This window comes from Desulfolutivibrio sulfodismutans DSM 3696 (assembly GCF_013376455.1).
Lineage (GTDB): Bacteria > Desulfobacterota > Desulfovibrionia > Desulfovibrionales > Desulfovibrionaceae > Desulfolutivibrio > Desulfolutivibrio sulfodismutans.
This window is the reverse complement of the sequence record NZ_CP045505.1, coordinates 14,749-38,639: the sequence shown is the minus strand read 5'-3', so window position 1 is coordinate 38,639 and position 23,891 is coordinate 14,749. Positions and strand designations below refer to the sequence as shown.

The following is a 23,891-nucleotide window of genomic DNA, read 5'->3' as shown; positions in this document are numbered from 1 at the left end:
GGAACTGAGCCGGTCAGCTACCCACGGAAAGGCTGGAAAGACCTGAAAATTGCGGTGACGCCGTAACCGGCGCGATCGGCAAATGCCATCAGATCACGCTCCTGCCGCTCGCATGACTGATCGACGGTCGAAACACGGCAAAAGATAGCGGCGTGCTGTCCCAATTGAACCCTCGTGAATTTTGGCGCCGACAGGCTTTGATTGGTATGGGTGGGGTGTTGTCCAAAACAGACGTTACTTCCATAGGGACAATTGCGGCATGCCACGGCGACAGTTCACTCCGAGCGAAAGCGCTCGGCACTCTTCGTGTCAGCATCGACCACATCGGAAAGAAACCGGGCCATGTGCCCCTTGGGAAGTCAGTCATCCAAAGCAATGCGTACGGATGCTGCTTACGGATTCAAGCATGAGTCCTCTGTTTCAAAGCCAACACGCGTTAGTTCTTGGTTTGGAGTTCAACACGAAGATCTTCAAGACGCTGCGTGCACCACTTAAAAATATCAGAATTGATAATTTTGTTTCGCTCATTTTCATCTGCACACGCCAAGGAATGTGTATAATCCAACGAGTGAATGTAATCACCGATGTAGTGATTTTCACGCAATCCCTCCCAATGAGCATTGTCGCGAGTTAAAATCTGCATAAGAAAATAATAATCTTCCATAAAAACCATCTTGTCGTGGTATTTAACAGAAGTAAAATCTAAGTTAGTTTTATCAATAATAAAGCTATGCAAAGGAAAGCAGTTGTTTGTAATAAAATCACTATATGAAAATCCGTATTCATAAGTTTTGTTGCGAGCAACAAGTTCTTGTGTTTGATTATAATAATTAGTTAAAAACACGCGTCCAAACGCAACAGAACGTTTTGAACGTTTTAATTGCGAAATGAGATAGTGATAAGCATCGTTCATGAGCAAATCATCGAAGTCAAGGTATCCAACGTAAGGTGTTTTTGCCATTTTTATGCTTTCGTTTAGCATGCGCGTCCGCAAGTCGGTTAAGACGGCATCATTAAAGTATTCAATATGATAGTATTTCTGGCTTGAAAATATGGTGTTAAGAAGATCCTCAAGATCTTTGCGCATCTCAGACGTAAAGTTTTGTACGGCAAGAAATGGTTTTACTACACATGAATGCATTGCTAAAAGAGAAAGTAACGCGTTGCGCAGGCTGATTAGAGAATATCCAGGATGAATTCGTACAATGGTCGTGACTTCGGGCAGTTCAGCTTCAGGGGTTACGGTGCACTGGGTCACAAAGGTGCGAGCCTGGGTACAAAGTTTGATATTCCCGTTGCGTGTGGGAGGAAGCAAAGCCAAAGCGTTATCGTATGCGGCAAGGGTTCCGACTGAACCGTTTTTCTCAATGGGCGTTAAATTCAGACTGGAATCGTAATAATTGGAAAGAATAATGGAATCGCGGTGGTATGTCGCTGAACGCAACATGTTTTCAAGGCAATCAGAGGCCAGGAAGGCCGGTTTCCGGAATTGGACGACCAAAGCCGTATTGCCCGGCTTTTCACTCGGCAAAACGGGACAATTGGGAAAGATCGAGCGTAGGGCGGTGACTATGGATTGCTTGGCCGTAACGACGCAACGGCCAAACACAGTCGCTTGCCCGAGGGTGTGCAAAAACTTTCGTTTAAAAAAGGAGTCATCAACCAGGGCTTGTTCGATAAACTCCGGAATTTCCAGATGCAATGTGGTCTGTGGTGCAATGGTGACGTCGGGCAGTTCTTTGTTCGCGTAAGGTTGCTTCGACAGTCCGCGGCCAATGGCGTTGAGAAATCCATAGCCAAAGCGGGTGTCTGGCTCTAGGTGTGCGCCTTCGGCCCACTCGTTCCACGCGTTGACAATGATGTATTGTCTATCCGAAGGCAAGGTCTGTGCATATGTGATCAGTCTTTCAAACCATTCCTGAAATTTGGCAGGAGAAACCTGGTGCGTCAAAATGGCCTTTGCAGCATAACGTGCCGTGTTGTCAAAATTTGGCACCAAGCTTCGAAAATATGTAAAATCCATGTCAGGTATTTGATTCATGTAGTAGTTGGCAACGTCATTGTAGTTAAGAACACTTCCCTCCAATGTGTAATATGAGTTTAATAGATTTTTACATTCTGGGATATTGCCGTTTCCCCAGTCATTTAAAACCCTTTCCACACCGGCATCCATACCATATTCATTTGGACTGGCAGCTCCTCGCGTAAGCACCGCCACAACATAGGGAGCCTTGAGACCCGCTTGAATGCAGTGTTCCTTCCAAATTCTCAAGTAGCTTTTGACATCTGTGATGGATGACGGACGGTAAATATATAAGACAGGCCGGTCGTCTATTTTCATGTAACGAGGATCTTTAAAAAACTGAATAAGATACTCAATAAACATGGCAGCATCTTCATCAGAATACTTCTGCTCAAGCAAAATATCTTTTTCGTTGCCATCCCAGCATTTTGTCCAGTTTTCGTTAGCCCAACAAAAGCAGAATGGTATGTCAATGTCCGGATTTTGCAACAACATTGTCGCCGGTTCTTCGAGAATGAGCTTTCCAGTGAACCAATAATGGTAGAAAATTAACCCATGAACACCTGATTTCCGCATCATATCGGCTTGTTTGCGCAGAATGTCCGGGTTGTCCAAGAGATAATAGCCGATATCTGAATGCGGAATATGCTGCTGATAATGCCCGGCAAACAGCGGTGTGGCGGATTTGACTTTGGTCCATTCGGTAAAACCTTTTCCGTGCCAAGCGTCGTTTTCCGGGATGGGATGAAACTGGGGCAGATAGTAGGCAAGAACTTTGATGTCAGTATGGACAAGTGATTGGCTGTAGTCTTGTTGCTCCTCATAGAAGCGAAAATCATTGATGGAATCGCGTTTGCAAAGTTTGAAGTAGTCGCCTGGTGTATCGAACGACAAAACGAACAAAAGACGTTCGAGAGCATGCGCAAGCGTCCCGTCGGCAGGGATCGGCTCCTCGGGGAAGTCGTCCCATGTTAGCGGCAGTGACAAAAATTCCGCCAAGGCGCTTGTTCTTGCCCAGATCATGGAGCCTTCGGCAAATTCAACCGCCGGAAATTCATTGATATCGATGTTCGTAAAACGGTCAAGCAGGTCGCGAGCGAGGGTGTAATTGCCGTCCCAACCTGTTGGATTCTTGAGATAGACGTTTTGCTCTGCAGGATAAACGATCTTTGCTCGGTCATGCAGCAAAACGAGAATCTGACTCACCGCAACCTTGCTGCCCAGCAACAAATCAAAAATGTCCATCCCCCAACTTTTTAGCGTAGTATTATGGAGACTTTGCTTAGTGTGAATGTGCAGTACGTAATCATATGTCAGGATGCGTTTCCCAAACTGCACGATGAATGGAGCAACATCACGGCCTTTATTGGTTACTGTTTCAACAACAATGTTCTTTGCTAAGTCAAGCTCATGTCGCAGCCTATTTGCAATGCCTATGTTATCAACTTCTTTTGGGACGGATACAAATATGTCAAACGGAAGAGGTATGTTTTTCAGTTTATCTATAATAATAGGCAGCATGTCTTGGTAAAATAGATGCGCATGTACACAAATCGATTTGTATTTTACGCAATGCAAAGCATGCTCTTCAATAGTGTCTGAGACATAGAACGGGATAATATTAAATTTACCAGAGTCATAGCCAGCCTCTTCAAGGTTTTCTTCAATGACTATGGAATTTTTAACTTTGGAATATATTTTAGTGAATTTTTTTAAAATTGAAGGCAAATAATATAATCTACCTTCGTTTTTTCCGTAACGCTCAAAATGGGATTTGCAAGAGGAAAATTCTCCACGAGAAACAGCTGATTTTACGTCGGGATACTGCATTCCGTACAATATCTCTTCAGTTACTGCGGAAAGATCGGAATTCTTTTCGTTGAGAAATACCAGAAAATCCAACAAGATTTTGTGATCTTCGAGCAATGGTTGGATATTATTGTTTTTGCTCACATTGACTTTTGCAGTGATCGGAGCCAGCTCTTTCGGCTTCTCCGGCGCCTGGACGACGTCCTGAATGCTGCCCGGACGGGAGGGGTGGTCAACCTCCAACGTGATACATGGTTTCGCCAGCCGCTCAGTGAGCCGCCGGGAAAATTCCATGGCCAAGTTCGCACCGGGCTTCGGTTTGCCCATGCCGTCGAGGGTTTGAAAAAGCAGGCGGTCAACCAAAATAAAACCGTCGAGAAGGTCCACGTGCCCGTTGCTAAGGACAACAGCCCCGGCGTCGGTGGTGCTGCTCAGGCGGTCCAAGGCCTGGCAAAGCACCTCAGCGGTGATGGCTATAGGATGATACAGCAAAAGCAAAAAAGGGTGCTTTGCTTTTTTCGCCCAAAAGTCTAACTGCTCGGGTAATTGCTTCTGCTGGGTGCTGACAATATACCGTATAAAGATTTTTTTGCAATATTCATCGATGACCGGAGTTATCTCCTGAGATTTGCAATTATCAATAATGATGCACTCGACAGGATGCTGATTTTTGATTTCGGAAACGATGGCAAGCAGTCCGGGAATGAAATCTTCCGTATTTTGTGATACGACGACAATAGAAAGCCCTGTTTTCTTCCGCATGACCAATTCCTTGTTTTATCTGTAACCGCTTCTTGGGTCTGGAAAGACATCAGTTGATGCAAATAGATGAATCATGGCGGCCATTGAGCTGTCCCACGACGTTTTTCTGCCTTTTGAGCAACGGTTCCATAACCGATTTTTCTCAGAAAGCCTACAGGCGCGGCTCGGGTATTCGAGACGGACGTTCGGTGGTCTGAGGTGGCTCCGGATGGTTGGAGAGTTTTGCGGCGAGGTGAAGCGCTCGTCCGGTTGCCGCTCATGCCGCCTGCGAAGCGATTTGTCCTTCTCTGTATACGTCCGTGAGTCGACAACCGTCAAAGGCCGTATACGGACGTTGCTCGTTGTAAAAACGGAACCAGTTTCCAATTGCCTGCCGGTTTCCAGCTCGCGCAGGGAGATGCACTCCCATACCACCGGGCGCCACAGGCGTTCGTTGCAGACATTGTCCATCCACCGGCCCTTGTCATTCATGGAAATGGATACGTCGGCGTACTTGGGGATCTGGTGAATGTCTGTCTGGTAAATTGCGACCCTTGGTCCGTGTTGAAGATTTTCGGATCACCACACCTCTTCATGGCCTCTTCCCGGGCGGGCACGCAAAAAACCGTATCCATGGTGCTGGACAAGCATCAGGAGAGCACCGCCCAGCTGTGCCAATCCATGCTCACCACCAGATACATGAATTGTTGCGTCATTGGCGCATACAATCTGAAAACCACGCAGCATGTGCGGTTAAACCGGTTGCCATCCATGCCGTTGCAGAAAAAAAACTGTACAAGCGCTTATTACTCGTTATTTCCAATCACACACGGTGAAAAGCCTCTTTCACTTTATCTATAAGATCGGCCGAAATATCATCTCGAAAAATATAATTATCGTTAATTACCGTTCTGGGGAAGGTAAAGTTTGAATTTTTATTGTTCACAAGAGCGGCAAACCTGAAGTTATATGAAGCAAAATATGCTGCTAGTGATTTAAACTCTTCCCTGGAATACAATGTGTATTTCTTTTTTGGACCAATTTCTTGTTCAAAACACTTAAGGATAACAGCTTCTTCTTCGGAAGTAATTTCTATCTTGTTAAAAATTGAGCGTGCAACATAAAGAACTAAGGGATTAATACTGGGGTTTCCCACAATATTTGGTACTCGCAAAGAATCAAGCGGCACCCCGATTTTTTTGTAGAAAGCTCCGACCAGACCCTCTTTTGAGGTAACAAGATCCGAAAAACTAATAACCTGGATGCATTCCTTATCAAAACTTTTATTTATCTCAAGATATAACTGTGAATAGTCTAGGTATAATCCCGTTGCATAGCCCGTTAACAGAGACTCATCGAGAAATCGAGCAAAGTCAGTTTTTTGTCCCCTGTTTATCTCTAAATAAACTGACTGCAAAAAGTCGATTTGATTTCTTACAACAAAAACTATTTTCATTTCCTCAAAATTTTCGATAAATGTTTTTATGCGCGAAAAATCAACACGATCAGGATAGCACCTGCTCAATTCTTCAGACGAAATAATGACCAAACTTGCATTATTATTTCTGCTTTTGAGAGTTTTCCAATATTCGACAGGATTACCTGAAAAAGAATACTGCTCTGGGAGTGCAATCCATGCAGAAGCAAGTCCATGCTGATAAAATGAGTCTTCAAACTGTGGATATGCCACCCCTAAAGACTTAAATAGATCTCTGTTGGTAGCCAAGTAATACTGTATTGCAGTTGAACCAGTTTTATGCATACCGATATGAACAACGATCTTTGCCATACGTTCGTTCTTCCTCCTGAAACGCTGCTCCTTGGATTCACAGGGAGGCGGCCGTAGAAAAGTTGCTCGTTGGTCCTGAAAAATGCCTTTTTGGAGTCAGGCGATGGCTTGGTGAGAGATTCCACCCTTTGACTTGCCCCACAGAGAAGACAAGATGAGGGCAAATATCTGCGCCACCATCCGCATCCACTTCCTGAAGTGGAAGGCCGCAGCGGCCATAAGCAGGTTAATGGCGTCACCGAGCACTCCTTTCAGGAAATTCCTCGCCATGCAGTGATCATGCTTGGCTCTTTCGGGTTTCCCGTGGATAACCCCTGTCGCGAACCGCCTGGCCAAGCCAGAACGGAGGCGCTTCCAGATGTCGTTCAGATTTTCCTTCATGGCCCAGACCTTGGCCACCTTCAGATTCGCCGCCGCCAAGGCCGCAATGGCTGGCCGATGCGTGTCCGGCAGATCCTTCCCACGGGAGAGCCAACGGTATTTGGTCTCTTTGAGCCGGTGGCCTTCCTGCCCCATACGTTCGCGGTGCGCCTGCCATGGAAAAGCCGGAAGACTCTTTTTAAACAGCCAAAATTCCATCATAATTGCGGCCCATGCTGCACAAGCCTGCGACAAGCCGCGAGCGCTATATAGGAGCACACAATGTTTGAGGAAATCAGGTAATTAATACTATAGTATGTGGTAGCTGTGTTACCAAATAATCCGTCGCGCATCATTTCCGTAGCGTGTACCATCGGAAAAACCATGACGATGTCTCGATAAGGAGCCGGAACCCAACTGACCATAAAAAATGCTCCGGTCATAAAGACGTGACACACAGCAATAATCAAGCAGATCCGCATGCCAAGGGGATGATATCCAGAAATGGACCCTGTTAGTATGGACATACTGAGTCCATACCATTGGACAAAAAACCATGAATAAATAACAAGTGCTGCATTGTCAGGAAATTTTATCGCTCCGACTGCGATAAGGACAACAAGTAATATAAAACAAAACGTCGTAGCCATGCATTGCATCAACCCTCTGGCAATAAAAATATCTAAAATCTTTACATTTTTATGGTATAAAAAAGAAATGTTTGTATTCAGAATGCCAATTGCCCGTTGAATATGAAACCTGACGCCCCACATGATGATATATCCGGAAATAACAAATGCCATAACCGGAACATCAGGCAGAGAAGAAACGCGCGCAAGAATGACGATGCTCATTGCGCCAACAAAAATCAACGGCTCTAAAACAAGCACCATGAGCCCAAAAAGACTTTTATTTGTGAGGGCGATGAACTCACGACGCAACAACGCGCTTATGATCCTTTTTTGGATGCGAAAAGACACCGATATCGTTGTATTCATAACTATTGTTGATGCTCAATAATACCTATGACAAGCAATTTGATGACACCATAGGCAATTAATAAAATTCCAGCGGCTGAAAGAGTATTCAACAGTCGGCGGGGATAAATTGCTTCGTCTGGAAGATTCGGCTGCGCAATGCGCTCCAAGTAAAGCCGCTGCCGCTGCGCCTCAAGGCGGGCCTGCTCCAAGGTGGCCAGGGCCGAGGCGAGTCGTTTATCCGAGAACTCGCGGTCAAGCTTCAATCGTTCGTACGCGATCAATTTCTGGGTCATGGAGTCCGACCCGCCAGCCACCTTGGACATCTCGGTGTTGATCTCCTTTTGCAATTCAACAGCACGTTTTTCCAAACCCCGGATGCTTGGGCTGGCCGCAGCGAACTCCCGGTATTGGGCAAGTTGGCCACGCACGTCGATCAGCTCCGATTGCAAGCGCGCGACATGCTGGAGTTGCATGGTGGACTGCTGCGCCGGATCGAACAGCGTTTCTTTATCTTGGTAGGTTGACAGCGCCAATGCGCATTTCCTGGCCTCTTCCTCGGCGTGGTTGACCTCTTGGAGGGCGGTGTCGACCATGTCATTACGAGCACGAGTATTGAGTTTGTTTATCAGCCCTTCACTGAGAAAGAGCAGGCCTTCGTTGATATTTCGGGCGATATTCGGGGAATACGCCTTTACCTTCAAATTTGAAATGGACGACGAGGCATCAACCTCGACAGTAATATATCCGGATATATACTTATACAATGCTTCGAAGCTGTCATCCATTCCTATAGGATTGAATCTGCTAAATATATCAATCTCTTTATTCCCAAATATGTTTTTCAAATTCAAATTCTCATTGAGTGTTTTTATGGAATCACGCGATAAAGAGAAAGATTTGACAACATAGGCTTCCTCACGCACGCTGCTCACTCCCACGCTGCTGAGAAGTACGCTCAGTGAAGAAACGCTTTTTTGCTCAGGTTGTCGCACGATGAAAGCACTTTCAGAAACATAGACATCTGATTGGATAAAGCAAAAATAGACAAAAAAACAGATAAACGGGACAAGGTAGCAATATATAAAAAATTTTTTCTGTCCTAAATAAGAGAAGACCTTCTTCAAAAAAGAAAATATACCACGCGTCATCTCCGGGGAAGGTTTTTTTAAATGGCCGTCTGTTTTTTTTGCATTAGACGTGTTGGGAAATTTTATCATATGAATGTATGCTCAAAAGGGTTGTTTTGCAGCCCGTTAAAGAGCCTGTTTCACGAAGGTTGTCCACTATGAAGCGACGGTTCCGTTGCCAATGTTCTCTCCAGACCTTCCAGCGAGGCCCGGGCGCCCGAGACCGGCGTTCGTTGATCCTTGATCTTCTTTTGCGGCTCTTCCGGATTTCCCGTGGGCACCCCCTGTCACGAACTGACCGGGTAGATATCCAGGCCGCCGCAGAAGAAGGAGATGGGGGTCTTGAAGTGGGCCCGGTTTCGGTAGCCGCCGCCTTGATCCACGCATGCAGGAACGTCTTGTCTGTCGGCTTGTCGTCCCAGGCCCATCGGCAATCGCCCTGGCCCGGAAATAGAATCAGGGAAATCGGGCCGAAAATCAACACCCTGATAGGAGGACGATCCGGGCTGCTCCCCTCTCCGGCAGACCCGCTTGACACCGTAGCGTTTTCCGGTGGAGGTCGCCGTACGGTTCATTTCTTCGATCCCCTCGTGGCGAACGCGGCCTGGCCGCCTCACCGCGCCCTCCTCAACGGAACGTCCGAACAGGCTGAAAGCTCAACGGATAGGCCTGATGAACCAACCCATCGACAGCGGAGCGTCCCGCTTCGCCCCCCGTCCTCGGCATCGGAGAGGCGCTTCCCCCGCAGCCTGATCCCCGCCGTAACCGTCCAAACGGCCCCTTCGTACGCCATTTGGCATTGACCGGCTGAATGGAGCCGCCTCAGAGAGCTTCATCTCACCGCAAAACTGTCCAACCATTCAGGTCCACCTCAGGGGCAAGGTCAGCGACACCGGAGCCTCCACATATCTTGCGAAACAAAAATTTATAAGATAGAAAATGACGATGATCATGGTCGAAAAACTGTGCAAAGATTATCCGATTTCGCACGGTCGAAAAATGGTGTTGCAAGACGTCTCGTTTACCCTCCGCAAGGGACAAAAACTTGGTATTTTAGGGTGCAACGGGGCTGGTAAATCCACATTGATTCGCCTTCTCGGCGGTGTGGAAAAGCCAACCAGCGGAACGGTCACCAGCCAGATGAGCGTGTCCTGGCCCCTCGCCTTTCAAGGCGGCATCGTCGGCAACTTAAGCGGTTTTGACAACCTTCGGTTCATTTGCCGAATCTACCAGGTAGACTTTGAAACCGCCGTGGCGCAGGTGCAGGATTTCTCCGAACTGGGAAACTATCTCTATGAACCAGTCAAGACCTATTCTTCGGGGATGAGGGCTCGGCTGGCCTTTGCCATTTCCATGACGGTGGATTTTGATTGCTATCTCATTGATGAAATTTCCGCCGTTGGCGACAAGCGATTTAACGAGAGATTTAAAAAACAACTCGGCGACAAAACCGCTCAACGATCCGTTATCATGGTATCGCATTTTTACGGTGTCATTAAAGAATATTGCGAACTCGCAGCAGTCCTTAACTCTGGAATCTTGACTCTTTTTGATGATGTAACGGACGCGATCAAATACTATGAGCAAGTACTTCTTGGAAAGAAAATCACGTTTTAGTTTTTCGCTTGGCAAATAAATATGCATAACCTCATTCCGGGAGGAGTGAGATGGAAGCCCCAAACAACCAGAGCCACCTTCCCCGACCGCTCGATCATGCGACGCCAGCCGAGCGAAAGGAGCTCAAGGCGCCTGTTTCGTCGACAAAAAACGCGGAAGAGATATCGTTGGTTACATCATCCATGGTTACGATGAGATCCCGGAAGCAGCCTGGAACCCATTCATGCCGGGAACCATCCTGATGCAGCATCATTTTTGGCAACGGCTTGCGTTGCCGCTTGCGTCGATGGGGGCCACGACGTGCCGCTCGAGAAACGAATCCGGCAGACTTCAATGTATTTTTTGTCCAGGCAGAGCTGCGATCTCTGCCATAGCCAGGAAGTTTCTTGTGGAAATGCTTGACGGAGAAATCGAAATACTTACTTTTAAAAGAGATATGACGCGCAGGGTTTCATCGACAGGCGCCCGGCGGGCGGAAAGCTTGCCGATACGCTGATCGACCAAGCCATCAAGCCCGTGCGGGTCGAATCGTTTTCTCATACGATAAAAAGTGCTTAGCAAGACACCAAGCAAGTCGGCCGCCTCATCGCAGCCAAGCCGTCCGCTCGTATAGCGGTGGGAGACAGCGTCAAAATGCATACGAATGACCTCGTTGAGGGCGGATCGCCGCATGCCAGTCCTCCTCTCGGAGAACTATCGGCATCGGTCAGATCATGTGCGGCCTCATTCGATCATACCATGTGCTCTCGACATGCTGTGAAACAGTATTTGACAAAGGACGCCGCTTGTGAAACGTTATATACAATTTAGTCGGGGAGACCACCCCCCCAAAGGTATCCCGGTTATGCATTCGTGACGTCGGCCAAGGCGGTCGTGGCCATGAGGAAGATCCGATTCAGCGAGGCGCTGATCATCGGAATTCTCAAACAACCGGAAGCGGGGATGACGGGAGCCGCTTTATGCCGTGGGCATGAGATGCCTGATGCGACGTTTTACAAGTGGCGTGGCAGGTACGGCGGGTTGGATGTGGTCGAGGCGATTCGCCTGCGGGGCCCTGAGGAGGAAAGCCAGCGCCTGAAACGGCTTGTCGCCGAGTTGGCGCCGGACAACCAGATGCTCACGAACGTCCCGGGAAAAACTGCTGGCGCCCGCCGAACGCCGCCTGGTCGCGGGTCACGTCATCGGGGGCATGATTTTTCGAGCGGCGGGCCTGCCAGTTGATGGTCGTGAACCATAAACGGGTCGGGCGGGTGAACCGGGAGGAAGGGCTCTCGGTACGCCTCAGGCGACGAGGGCGAACGACCGAATCATGTGCGCGTGGCGGCTCCTGGCATCACAGCGTCGAATTCGCATTGGGCCATGGATTTCGTGGGCGACAGCCTGGGCAACGGTCCTGAATTTACCCGCAAGGCATTGGACGCTTTGCGCATGCGCACAGGGTCAACTGGAGTTCATCCGGCCAGGGAAGCCGACGGAGAAGTGTTACATCGAAAGCGTCAAGGGGAAGTTCCGCGAGAGCGCCTGGATGCGCACCTGTTCACGAGCCTTGCAAAAGCCCGAAAGATCATTGAAATATGGCGGCGGGATAACAATGTCCTGCGCCCCCTGGCGCGCTTGCCGGTATGAGCCCGGAGGAATGCCGAAGAGCCGCGAAAGGGGGAAAAAACGGGAACAAGGAGTCCGAACTTATCCCTGGTATACTCGATGGGGTAAGGTCAAAAGGGATCAAGCCACTCGGCAATTGAAGTAGGGGCATCGCGTTGATTTGGAAAAAGTTGCTCTGGCTAACACAAACACAGGAGGGTGAAATGAAACTTCGGAGCATGTTGCTATTCTTTGCAATGGCTTTTTTTTCAGTCCAGACTGTTCAAGCGGCATGTTATACTTGCACGGTCACACAATCGACTGACCTTTCCGTCTCATTGACGGATACTGGTGGAGCTTTTACTGCCAGGGATTTTGTTTTTCCGTCCACAACTACAGTGCAACAGAATCGCTACCTCGCAATTGTGTTGACGGCATTAGCCAGCGGCAAACAGATTACGGCCTGCATGAATAGTACGGTAAGATTGACACCTCTTACCGCCATCGCCATTAAGCAATAGTCGCGCAGAAGATTTCATCGCGTCGGAGAGACAGAATGGGTAACTACTAGGTTCTTCCGAGTAGTTACCCATTGTTTTGGAGAGCGGAAAGGAGTGTCATATTCAAGAGAATTGTGCTTTGCCATTAGCATGATACACTGTCACACTCGCGCTGGACGGTGGGGCGATACCGCAAGACGTGGTCCATGTCGGTACAAAAACCCGCAAATCGGTCACCGGAGCAGAATCCGGCCCAGGTGAGCTTCTGGCTGAAGGAGACGTCTCCTGTAGTCAGTCGCCAGGCACGGGAAGAGAATGCCCAAATTTGGCGGAACGGGCCTGGGCTCTGGCCACCAGACCGGGACCACATGGGGTGAGACGGGAAAAACGTCGTACCAGGGTGTTGATTTTCGGCCCAATTTCCCTGATTCTATTTCCACGCCAAGGAGATCGCCGATGGGCCTGGGACGACAAGCCGACAGACAAGACGCCATGTGGATCAGGAGAGTCGTGATTCCCAAGCCCCGTGGACATGTTTTCTCTGATCGTCTGCAAGGCATCCGCCTCAAGCACGGCTTCGACCGCTTCACTGAAGATCTCTGCGCGCCGTTTTTCGACGATTCCCTTGGTCGGCGTTCTCTCCCGCCCGGGCGCTACTTCCGCATGCCCCCCCATCGGTTACTTCGAAGGGCTCGACGCAGGGCGCGGCGCTGCGTCAGCTCCCTCTCCCTGCGAGAATTTCTTCTCCTGCACGCCAGCGAATGCGTTCCTGACCTTCGACCCTCTCTCGCACGCGTTCCCGGCTGTCGCTGGAGGCGCAGGGGTGTGTGCAACAACCGGGCGCGCATCGCGTCAGGAGTGGGCAAGGCGGTGGACCGGATACGCAACCAGGAGCACCGCGAACTCACGGGCGCGAAAGATCTCTGGCTCTGCCGTGAGGCAAATCTGCCGGACAAGCTCGGCTGGCCCGTGAGTCCTTGAAGGCGGCGAACCTCACGGTGGCCAATGCATGGCCATGGAGGAGAGCCTGGATGACGTTTGGAAGCGCCTGGTCACAGGCTGGGCCAGACGCTTCGTGAAACGCCGGCCTGGGTGAACACGTCGGGGCTAGCCCCGATGCGCGAGGCGGGCGGGCTGATCCACAGACATATGAAGTACATCCTGGCCTTCTGCCGCCATCGGATCGCCAATGGCGTGGCCGAAGGGCTGAACAGCAAGATTATGGCCTTCAAAAGGAAGGCCTGCGGCTACAGGAACCGGGAGTGCTTCAAGACCGCCATCTCTTTCTTCTGCGGCGGCCTGGACCTCTCCGGTTAGCTCCTGACAGGGGCTACCCACTAAAAACCAGGAAGAGCCAACAATGGTGCTTGGGATGAGCATATTCAACAAAACATACGATTTGGTACTCTCGTCGGGGCCCGCCTGTACTCCGGCGGTATCGCTTGATCTTAACAAGCTTCGTATTTTTTCAACTCCTCATGAATACATGATGAACTATAGCCTTGACGCACTTGCCGAACTATTTGAAACAGGCTTTTGTAATTATTTTACGGATATTACCTTTGAAGGTATTCACAGCGACAACTACAAAGTCAAAGACAATATTTCTGGAATGGTTTCAATACATCATTTTCCAATTTCGCTTGAAAGAGAAGAGGGTTTGACCAAATTTTACGAGGAGTCAAAGCGAAGAATTATTCGGTTATACCAGCTCCTAAACATGGCAGATCGTGTTTTGTTTGTCTCTAATCGAAACTGCTCCGTGCAAGAACTTACCGCGTTCAGAGATAGAATTTCTTCCATCTTCCCGAAGATAGATATCAACTGCCTTGATGTAAAGTCTGCCCCTGTTGCTGAATTGACCATCGTTGAGATAGATGAGCACACTTCGCAATGCCTTTTTCATGATATACCGACTGATAAAATGAGGCCGTGGGTAGGGAATCGAACTGCATGGACCGAGCTGCTCTCTCGAATAACCCTGAGCAGCACGCTTGTAGATGCTTACAAGTCTTTGAAATCAAAGTCACTCGCCGCCAAAAATGCCGGGGCTTGAAAGATAATGCCCCGGGTCGGCCGAAGGCGGAGCCGCAGAAACATGTACAGAACCGTAACGTGACGAGATGATCGCGAACCCGTGCGTATCCTGGACGACACCTCCATCCATCGCCCCAGGGCCAGGAGAGTGGAACTTTTCGTCAACTCTCCGGCCACGGCGCGAATCGCTTTCTCAGGGGCTTCCGTATGCTGACCCCTGGCCTGGTCGGTCGGCGCCAATCCGGTTCCTCTGGGCTTCGCCGCTCTTTCTTCCACCGCCCCCTGCAACCGCTCCCCGGGCGTCACCAAGAATCTGGACCGGCGGTCTTGCAGGGCCACGCGCCGCCGGGTAGCCGTGACCAAATCCACGGCCCTTTTCGCGTCCATGGTGCGCCGCGCTCTTGAAGCCGACACCGAAAGTCGGGAACCTTAACCCGCATCACATAGGGACTTCCATGCTTACCCAGGTTAATCCGCTGATGGTCCTTGGCATGCACCGCAGCGGCACCTCCGTCCTGGCCGGGTGCCTCCATATTCTCGGAATCGAGTTGGGCACAGACATGATGCCCGCGAATGCTCGAAACGAAATCGGCTATTGGGAAAATGAAAACCTGATGACGATTCATGAGGTTCTCCTGCGTCAACTGGGTTGCTCGTGGGACATGGTCGGATCGCTGCCGGCAGACTGGCTGGAGTCGGCAGCTGGACAAAAGGCCAAACAACGCCTGAAATCCTTTCTCGATCGCACCTTCCGGACGGACAAGCTTTGGGCGGTCAAGGATCCCCGCCTGTCCATGCTGTTTCCGCTGTGGGCGGAGGTGTTGGAGCAACGGAATGAAAAGCCCGGCCTGATCGTCATTGTGCGCCACCCTGATGAGGTGGCCGCCTCCCTGGCCAAACGCGACACGATGGACATCCGCAAGGGGCTGCTGTTGTGGTTCGCCTATAACCGGGAGACCTTCGCAGCCTGTAGGGCGCGGCCGCATGTGGTGATTACATACGATCAGTTGCTGGGCGATCCCCTTGCCACCCTGGATACCATCGAAAAAAAACTCGGCATCAACTATCCAAAATCGTTACAGGACAACATTCCGGCGATTCTGTCCTTCGTCAGTACCGACCTCAAGCATGAACACCGGTCACCCAGGAAATATCCCGGTGAGGGAACCTCTTCATATTTTTCGGCACTGTATGAGAATATTCGCTGCCTCGCCGCCGACCAGAACATCGCCAAACCACAGATTCCGATAAGTCCGGACGGTGAGGCCGTTCCTGAAAACGGACAAGAGAGTCTTTCCCCCTTGCTGCTCATTACGGAGCCCGCAGTCTCGAACAAGGATGAACAACCGGACTTGCCCAACAGGGAGTATCTTCGCGCGACCGCTCCGCAACTTTTTGACCGTCTCTTCGAACACATTGGCCTTCAGGAACGGGAATGGCTGAGCCAGCGGATGGCGCGAGAACGCCGCGTCCTCACCTCTACCGCCGTCGGCAGCACCTTGTTTGCCGTAGTCTTCTTCCCTAGCGCCCAGGGTGAAACCTACGCCGATCAATTTTCTGAAACTTTTTTGCTCGATCAGGAAGGCTGGCAGGAGTTGACCTGCGTCATCAACAATCCGGAGGGCCTTGCTCAGCATGGCCTGCGTATCGATCCCCTCAACACCAAAGGGGTTGCTTTCATTTCCGAGATACAGATTCTGAACATGTCCACCCGCGAAACGCTCGCCCGGTTCGCCGATCCTGCAGACTTCAAGCAGATCAGGGCCGGGGGGCATGCCGTCGTCATCCCTGACCAGAAACATTTCACGATATGGTCCTTTGATTGTGATCCCCAGATCTATCTGCCTCCGCTGGCACAGGCGGATTCCCCCTTGGAATTGCGGATTTGGATCAAGGTGCAGACCAATCAGGAGCCTCTCAGGAAGATCTGGGCCGTGCGCGAGCAGGCGTTGGCCGAAACCCTGGCCCGGTTGTCCGCTGTCCAGGAGAACGCCCAGACGGCCGCAGGCGCAGCCGCCGCCAGGATTCAGGAACTGGAAGGGCAGTTGCTGACGGCCGCAAGCGAAGCCGCCGCCAGGATTCAGGAACTGGAAATGCAGTTGCTGACGGCCGCGCACGAGATGTCCGCTGTCCAGGAGAACGCCCAGACGGCCGCAGGCGCAGCCGCCGCCAGGATTCAGGAACTGGAAGGGCGGTTGCTGACGGCCGCCAGCGAGATGTCCGCTGTCCAGGAGAACGCCCAGACGGCCGCAGGCGCAGCCGCCGCCAGGATTCAGGAACTGGAGGGGCGGTTGCTGACGGCCGCCAGCGAGATGTCCGCTGTCCAGGAGAACGCCCAGACGGCCGCAGGCGCAGCCGCCGCCAGGATTCAGGAACTGGAAGGGCGGTTGCTGACGGCCGCCAGCGAGATGTCCGCTGTCCAGGAGAACGCCCAGACGGCCGCAGGCGCAGCCGCCGCCAGGATTCAGGAACTGGAAGGGCGGTTGCTGACGGCCGCCAGCGAGATGTCCGCTGTCCAGGAGAACGCCCAGACGGCCGCAGGCGCAGCCGCCGCCAGGATTCAGGAACTGGAAGGGCGGTTGCTGACGGCCGCCAGCGAGATGTCCGCTGTCCAGGAGAACGCCCAGACGGCCGCAGGCGCAGCCGCCGCCAGGATTCAGGAACTGGAAGGGCGGTTGCTGACGGCCGCCAGCGAGATGTCCGCTGTCCAGGAGAACGCCCAGACGGCCGCAGGCGCAGCCGCCGCCAGGATTCAGGAACTGGAAGGGCGGTTGCTGACGGCCGCCAGCGAGATGTCCGCTGTCCAGGAGAACGCCCAGACGGCCGCAGGCGCAGCCGCCGCCAGGATTCAGGAACTGGAAGGGCGGTTGCTGACGGCCGCGCGCGAGCGAGAGCGGCTGGAAACCGCCCTGAGTGATGCCACGGCGGAGGCGAATACGCTACGCCATACGGCACAGGATTCCGCGGCGCAGATTCAGGATTTCAAGGCGCAGGTGCAGGCATCATCGGAGCTGGCGAGCGAATATCAGGCGGCTTTGAGTCAGTCGGATATGCAATATGAGGAAACGCTGTCCCAGTTGCAGGGTGATCTCACAAAAAATCAGGCGTTGCTGCTTCAGCACAGCGAGAAGATTACCTCTTTGCAGAAAATGATATCCGAAAAGCAGAACGTTGTTGAGCGAATTCGTCTATCCTTGATGCGGCAGGAAGGAAGAGAGCGAAAGAAAATTCTCACCTCTTTTGAGAAATCCCGAGCGGCTATGGCCAAGAAAAAATCGACGTTCTTCTCGACGCGCAGATCTGAAAAAAAATATCCCCAAACCGAAATAAAAATCATAAAGTGTTCTGGCCTCTTCGATGTTGAGTGGTATGAGAAGCGTTACGCCGATTTGCTCTCTGAAGGGATGGATTCCATCGAACATTATGTAACGCAAGGCGCCAGCCTCGGCCTGGATCCATGCCCACTGTTCTCCACTACCGCCTATCTGCAAGCAAACCTTGAAGTCATGTTGCAGGGATGCAATCCCTTCGCGCACTATTTACAAGGAAACAACGCAAAGACTCGCGACCCTCACCCGTTGTTTTCCGTCTCATGGTATCGACAGACATATGCCGAAGTCGGAGCGTCCAAGCTAAATCCTCTCGCCCATTATTTTACGCATGGCGTTCAACAAGGCCTACAGCCTCATCCACTGTTTGATGCCACATGGTATGAAGCCAAATACAAGGTGTCTTCCGAATCAAACTTACCCGCACTTGTGCATTTTGTGCATATTGGCATGGCGTGCGGATATGATCCGGGGCCATTTTTCAACAGCAAATGGTACGCAAAAACATATCCTGAATCGACAGACTACAATATGCCGCCGTTAATGTACTATTTGAAATATGGGCAAGAAGAGATGCATAGCCCATGTCCGGAGTTTAATCCGAAGTGGTATCTCCTAAAGTATCCTGACGTTGCAAATGGGAACATTTGTCCTCTTATACACTATATACGCCACGGGAGACTGGAAGCCCGCCAAGGAAGTCCTCATCAAAGTTAACCGCATGCATTGTATTCTTCAGAGCAGAAAATACTTAACAAAATGGACAGAATGTCATGCCTTCTGGCCATGGATTCCATGGTGCTGCAAGAGCAATGGATGGGTCAGGCGATGCTGGCACGGGTGGCGTAAGAATAACGTGTGTCCAGGAAACCGGGTGCGGTCCAAGACCGCCAACCCGTCGACAATCTGTGGAAACGCCTGCGGGACCAAAAAATACGATCTTTTTCACCCGTCTGTTCAGACGGTATTCCTGGTCAGGCAGCCTTTGGTCGGCCGTGAGGCAGGCCACGCCCGGCGGTTTGTCTCTCGGCCCCTGGCTGCGGCCGGAATGACCGCCTTGCCTATCTTGGCCGGGCCGGGTATCTGACGACGTTTCGACCCCCCGCGCGCCAAGGAGAGTTCATGAACGCGACGAGATTGGGCATGGTTCTGTGCGCCGTCCTATGGCTGGCCGCGCCCGGCCGGGCCATGGCCCAGGAGCCCGTCAAGGTGGTGGGCAAGGCGTTTTGCCTGTTCAAGCATGCCATCACCGTGCCCGAGGTGGCGGGGACCGAACCGCGCCTGAAAATCACCTCGGTGTTGGCCAAGGTGGGGGAGCGGGTGGAACAGGACGCCCGGCTGGCGGGCTACGAACCCATGCTGGAGACGCTGATTGCGGAAAAGTCCCAGCTTTCCCGGCACACCCTGTCGGGGTTGGAGGCCCAGTTGCAGGCCGCTGCCCTGGCCTTCGAGCGGGAGAAGATCCGGCGCGACGAAATGCGGGAGATGACCAAAAAGGGACTTTTCGCCGAATCCGATCTGGGCATGATCGAACGTTCCCTCGACATCTTTCAAAAACGGCTCGACTTTCTGCGCGAGGTCATCGCGGCGGAAAAGGCCCGCATGGACACCCGGGAGCTCACGGCGGCCCAGAAACGGGGGGGGGACGCGGAAACGGGAAAAAGCCCCAAGGAATTCTACATCACCGCGCCCTTTGCCGGATACGTGCTGGACGTCAACCCCCGGGCCATGCCCGGGGCGGTGTTCACCCTGGACGAGAAGGCCCCGCTTTTTGAGATCGGCGTCCTGGACAAGATGATGGTCCGCTGCGCCGTGCATGAGATCCAGGCCGTCAAGCTCAAGGCCGGGGACGAGGCGCGCATGGTTTTCCACGCCTTTCCGGACAAGGTCTACACCAGCCGGATCGCCCGGCTCTCCCAGGTGACCATGACCATCTACCTGCAACAGCCCACGTTTTACGAGGTGGAGATCGCCCTGGACAACCCGGATCTAGCCATCAAGGACGGCATGCGCTGCGACGTGACGCTGGTTCCGTCGGCGTCTTAGCGCCGTCCCCCACATGAACGCCATGACTACGAACAAAACCCTCATCGCCACCCCCCGCCGGATCGCCCTCTTGCGCGGGCAGGCCGTGGACATGCCCTCGGTCTTTCTCGACGAGCAGGGCCTGCGTGATCTCGAGCTCCTGCTTGATCGCGGCTATTTTCCCCTGTGCGGCTACGCCACCCGCCGGGAATACGAATCCATCCTCGACGACGGGCGGCTGCCGGACGGGACGGTTTGGCCCATCCCCATCACCCTCCCCCTCTCCGGGGAATTGGCCCAGGGGCTTTCCCCGGGGGATGCCGTGTCCCTGCGCGACCCCGAGGGCTTCATGCTGGCGGTGTTGCGGGTCGCCGAAACCTGGCGGCCCGACCTGCGCCGCGAGGCCCTGGCCGTCTACGGCACGGACGATCCCAGCCGACACCCCGGCGTGGAACGGCTCTTTCGGCGGCAGGGAACATGGTACGCGGCCGGCGGCGTCGAGGGGCTGGCCTATCCCCAGCACTACGACTTCCGAGCCCTGCGCCGCACCCCGGCCCAGACCCGGGAGCTCTTCGCCAGGCGCGGATGGCGGCGGGTTCTGGGCTACCAGGAAGCCACGCCCCTGCACCGCATGCACCGGGAAATGCTTTTGACCGCCGCCGCGGAACAGGGGGCCCGGCTTTTCATCTCCCCTCTCACCCCCCCGTCCCTGTTCACCGAGGTCGGCTCCTTTCCCACCGTGCGGTGTTATGAACACTTCGTGCGGCATATGCCCCGGGATGTGGCCCTGCTCGGCCTGACCCCCCTGTACAGCCGGGGCGCGGGACCGCGCGGGGCCCTGCTCCAGGCCATCGTCAACCGCAACTACGGATGCACCCATTTCCTGGTTCACGAGGGCCACGACGACCCCTTCCCCGGCGATGCGTTGTTTTATCCGCCCTGGGCCGCCCTGGAGGCCCTGCAGGCCCTGCAGGCCATGGACGCCCCTGATCCCAAGGACGCCGGGCGGGGGCGTCTGGATATCGTGCCCGTGGCCGTCAGGCCCCGGCGCTATGTCCCGGCCTTCTCCCTGTACCTGGAGCCCCGGGAGATCAAGGAGGACATCGCAAGCGAGGCGGTCAGCCACGCGGACCTCACGGCCCGCCTGGGGCGCGGGGAGGATATTCCGGAGTGGTACACCTTTCCCGAGGTGCTCCGGGAGCTTTTGCGCACCCATCCGTCCCCCGCACGCCTCGGTTTCACCCTGTTCCTGACGGGGCTCTCCGGAGCCGGAAAATCCACCCTGGCCAAGGTGCTCTCCATCCGGCTCCTGGAATGCCAGGATCGGCCCGTGAGCCTGCTCGACGGCGACATCGTGCGCCGCCACCTGTCCAGCGAGCTGACGTTTAGCAAGGAGCACCGCAACCTGAACGTGCAGCGCATCGGCTATGTGGCCAGCGAGATCACCAAAAATCGCGGCATCGCCCTGTGCGCCCCCATCGCGCCCTATCCCGAATCGCGCCGCCAGGCCCGGGAGATGGTCTCCCGCTTCGGGCCGTTTATCGAGATCCACATCTCCACGCCCCTTTCGGTGTGCGAGCAGCGCGACCGCAAGGGGTTGTACGCCAAGGCCCGGGCCGGGATCATCCACGGCGTCACCGGGGTGGACGATCCCTATCTGCCCCCGGAAAACCCGGAACTGCGCATCGACACCACCCAGGGCACGCCGCTTGAGGCGGCGGAAATCGTCCTGGCCTATCTCAAGACCCGCGGACTCATCGGGAAATGACGCCGGGTTCGTTGCCCGGATTGCGGGGCAACGCTTGAGGAGTCGCCCTGGGTTGGGCGTTACTCGCGAGTGGCCAGGCGCCTGGCCTACGGCTTCCGGGACGACGCCTATGCCTTCCTCAAAATCAGGGCCGCTTTTCCCGGAATTCCGCGATGAACCTCATTTCTCGCCCGTGCTGCCGTGAATGCCCGTGCGCCCATACGCAATGCCTTCCTGTCCGCCGCAGGAAAGGCATGGTTCGCACGCATTAAAAAGCCAATCTTTTTTGGGGGATACCCCGAACATGCCCGTCAAGGCAAGGCAGGGGGGGGCTACCGCGTTCCGCCGTCCGGCCCGGGAACGTCCTGCCCCATGGGCGCAGGCCCGAGGAAAAGCACAAAATCGGTGTAGGGAATGCTGGAAGAGGGATCGCCCAGGACGCGCCTTTCGGCCGCACGCGCGGCGAGATCCTGCATGAACGCCTCTTCCCGCTGCGCCGTGCCGGGACGGCGGTAACTTGCCGAATACAGCACGCACCAGGGTTTTTTGCCCTCCACGATCTCCCGTATCTCCGGCTCAAAATAGGTGGGCTGGGGAATGTAGCTCAACCCGGGCGGGGCGGGGTGATCCAGGACGTAATGCAGCAGGGAGGCGTTGTTGAAGCACAAAAGCGCCTTCTCCCGGCATCCCGCCCCGGCGTAGGCCCGTTCCACGGCCGCCAGCATCGCGGCCCGCTCCGGGGATTCCAGGATCCCGCGCAGCCGGGGGTTGTCCAATTCCACCTTGGGCCCGGACAGGCGCGTCTCGCCGGTCCAGCCCCCGGTTTCCAGATACCCCAGGCTGCCCCCCACGAAGACCAGGGCCGCCAGGAACAGGGCTCCGGCCCTTCCCCGTCCCGGAACGTCGCGCCCCCCCCGGAGGGCGGGGAGGGCGGGCAGGGACAGAAGCAAAAGCCCCAGGGCCATCATGAAGCCCGAGATGAAGACCATGGAGAAGGTCACGAAGATTTCGCTGTAAAAGGTCTGTTGCGCCCAGTACAGCAGCAGGGCCAGGGCCGCGCCCAGCCCCCGGCGCCACGCCTGGTCCGTGGTTCCCCGGGTGAGCGCCCCGTGCAGCAGGCCCAGGCAGAGCAGCCCGTAGGCGTAATGGGGCAGAAGGATCACCGGGTTCAGGGTGGGCAGCGGGTCCAAGGGAAACACCACCCGGCCCCCGCAGGCCACGAGGATGGCCTTGACCAGCAGGGCGGCGGCGGCCGAAACCAGCAGCCACAGGCCCCAGGCCACGGGGTCCGTGCGATGCCCGCGCCTGCGCCACAGCGCCGCCACCCCGGCAAAGCCTCCCCAAAACGCTGGCCAGGCCACGGCCAAAAGCACGATCTCCCCCAACCGGCCGTACAGGAAGCCGTGCCCCTTGGGGACGTGAAACAGCCTCTCCAGGCCCAAAGCGGCGGCGTACGCGCCAAGCATGGCCCCAAAAAACAGGCCGCAGGCCAGGGGACCCACGGCCCGACGAAGGCGTCCGGTCCTCCAGGCCCGCCACAAAAGCCCCAGGCAGATCATGGCCAACCCCGGGGTCACGGTCAGGTTGGCCATGGCCGAGGCGGCCAGGAAAAACCCGGCCGCCGTGGACAGGGTCCAGGCCGCGACCGGCCCGGCCGCCCGATCCCCGAGGAAATAAAGGCCCAGCCCCAGGCACAAAAAAAGTCCCGGGCCGTTTTGATAATTGATCACCGACGACAGCCCGGCCACCAGGACGCAGCCAAGGCCCAAGGGGAGGCTCGTAGCCAGGGCCTTTTTGCCGCCCACCCCAGCCAGCAGGGCCACGCCCGCCGCCATGTTGGCCAGGATGAAGACGTAACGCTGGGGCAGGTAGCCGTCGCCGAGAAAGATCATGGAAAAGGCGTTGAACAGGTGGGCCGGGGCCTGGGGCAGGTAGCTTGCGATCTCGCCGTGATGCAGGGCGCGCACGGCGTTGTACAGATACCACGCCTCGTCGCTGAAAAGCACGCCCCGGCGCGGGGTGACGTACAGGAGGTAGAAGGCCGCCAGACACGCAAAAGCCCCCCAGGCCGCCAATGCGGCCCGCCAGGGAACGGGCGGCGCGCCCGGAACGGGGGAGGGGCGATGTTCAACCATGGGCGGGTCGGTCAGAATCCAGGTGTTTGCTCGGGATCTCCGGCCGCGACAGAGAACCTGTCAGGGCCGACCCCGCGTTTGCCCCGGA

Annotated in this window: 15 protein-coding genes; 8 read left to right on the top strand and 7 right to left on the bottom strand. The window is 54.3% G+C overall.

What is annotated here, in order from left to right; all coding sequences use genetic code 11:
• Positions 1-436 precede the first annotated feature (436 nt).
• From GD606_RS20200 to GD606_RS20180, 5 genes are all read right to left on the bottom strand, one after another.
• The gene (locus tag GD606_RS20200; protein WP_163303035.1) at positions 437-4,594 is read right to left on the bottom strand and encodes a glycoside hydrolase family 99-like domain-containing protein; all 4,158 of its coding nucleotides are present in this window, start codon (positions 4,592-4,594) and stop codon (positions 437-439) included.
• Between the two features lie 802 nt (positions 4,595-5,396).
• Positions 5,397-6,362 (bottom strand): sulfotransferase, encoded by a 966-nt coding sequence (locus tag GD606_RS20195; RefSeq protein WP_163303034.1) that lies wholly within the window; start codon positions 6,360-6,362, stop codon positions 5,397-5,399.
• Between the two features lie 96 nt (positions 6,363-6,458).
• The gene (locus GD606_RS20985; protein ID WP_163303033.1) at positions 6,459-6,944 is read right to left on the bottom strand and encodes a DesA/ISL3 alpha bundle tail domain-containing protein; all 486 of its coding nucleotides are present in this window, start codon (positions 6,942-6,944) and stop codon (positions 6,459-6,461) included.
• Positions 6,941-7,702: an ABC transporter permease gene (locus tag GD606_RS20185; protein WP_163303032.1), complete on the bottom strand. Its 762-nt coding sequence runs from the start codon at positions 7,700-7,702 to the stop codon at positions 6,941-6,943. The genes GD606_RS20985 and GD606_RS20185 overlap by 4 nt, the downstream gene beginning before the upstream one ends.
• Before the next feature lie 20 nt (positions 7,703-7,722).
• On the bottom strand, positions 7,723-8,919 hold the full coding sequence (locus GD606_RS20180) for a KpsE/RkpR family capsule polysaccharide export protein (protein WP_163303031.1): 1,197 nt from the start codon (positions 8,917-8,919) through the stop codon (positions 7,723-7,725).
• Between the two features lie 855 nt (positions 8,920-9,774).
• Here GD606_RS20180 and GD606_RS20175 point away from each other — a divergent pair.
• A complete protein-coding gene (locus tag GD606_RS20175) occupies positions 9,775-10,446 on the top strand; it encodes an ABC transporter ATP-binding protein (protein WP_163303030.1) in 672 nt (223 codons plus the stop codon).
• Between the two features lie 330 nt (positions 10,447-10,776).
• Here GD606_RS20175 and GD606_RS20170 read toward each other — a convergent pair whose 3' ends face one another.
• Entirely contained in the window at positions 10,777-11,118 is a 342-nt protein-coding gene (locus tag GD606_RS20170; RefSeq protein ID WP_163303029.1) for a helix-turn-helix domain-containing protein, read from the bottom strand.
• 207 nt (positions 11,119-11,325) lie between these two features.
• On the opposite strand from GD606_RS20170, the gene GD606_RS20165 reads away from it, so the two are divergent.
• From GD606_RS20165 to cysC, 7 genes are all read left to right on the top strand, one after another.
• The gene (locus GD606_RS20165) at positions 11,326-11,667 is read left to right on the top strand and encodes a transposase (RefSeq protein ID WP_163303028.1); all 342 of its coding nucleotides are present in this window, start codon (positions 11,326-11,328) and stop codon (positions 11,665-11,667) included.
• A 587-nt stretch (positions 11,668-12,254) separates the two neighbouring features.
• Positions 12,255-12,551 (top strand): hypothetical protein, encoded by a 297-nt coding sequence (locus GD606_RS20160; protein ID WP_163303027.1) that lies wholly within the window; start codon positions 12,255-12,257, stop codon positions 12,549-12,551.
• 1,095 nt (positions 12,552-13,646) lie between these two features.
• Positions 13,647-13,847, top strand: a complete 201-nt coding sequence (locus GD606_RS20155; protein ID WP_246299136.1) for a transposase — start codon at positions 13,647-13,649, stop codon at positions 13,845-13,847.
• Between the two features lie 55 nt (positions 13,848-13,902).
• The gene (locus GD606_RS20150) at positions 13,903-14,586 is read left to right on the top strand and encodes a hypothetical protein (RefSeq protein WP_163303025.1); all 684 of its coding nucleotides are present in this window, start codon (positions 13,903-13,905) and stop codon (positions 14,584-14,586) included.
• Between the two features lie 436 nt (positions 14,587-15,022).
• The gene (locus GD606_RS20145; protein ID WP_176629398.1) at positions 15,023-18,613 is read left to right on the top strand and encodes a hypothetical protein; all 3,591 of its coding nucleotides are present in this window, start codon (positions 15,023-15,025) and stop codon (positions 18,611-18,613) included.
• A gap of 405 nt (positions 18,614-19,018) precedes the next feature.
• Positions 19,019-19,942: an HlyD family secretion protein gene (locus tag GD606_RS20140; RefSeq protein WP_163303215.1), complete on the top strand. Its 924-nt coding sequence runs from the start codon at positions 19,019-19,021 to the stop codon at positions 19,940-19,942.
• Between the two features lie 22 nt (positions 19,943-19,964).
• Entirely contained in the window at positions 19,965-21,689 is a 1,725-nt protein-coding gene (cysC, locus tag GD606_RS20135) for an adenylyl-sulfate kinase (protein WP_246299135.1), read from the top strand.
• A 311-nt stretch (positions 21,690-22,000) separates the two neighbouring features.
• On the opposite strand, the gene GD606_RS20130 is transcribed toward cysC, so the two are convergent.
• Entirely contained in the window at positions 22,001-23,803 is a 1,803-nt protein-coding gene (locus GD606_RS20130; protein ID WP_163303217.1) for a hypothetical protein, read from the bottom strand.
• Positions 23,804-23,891: the final 88 nt, after the last annotated feature.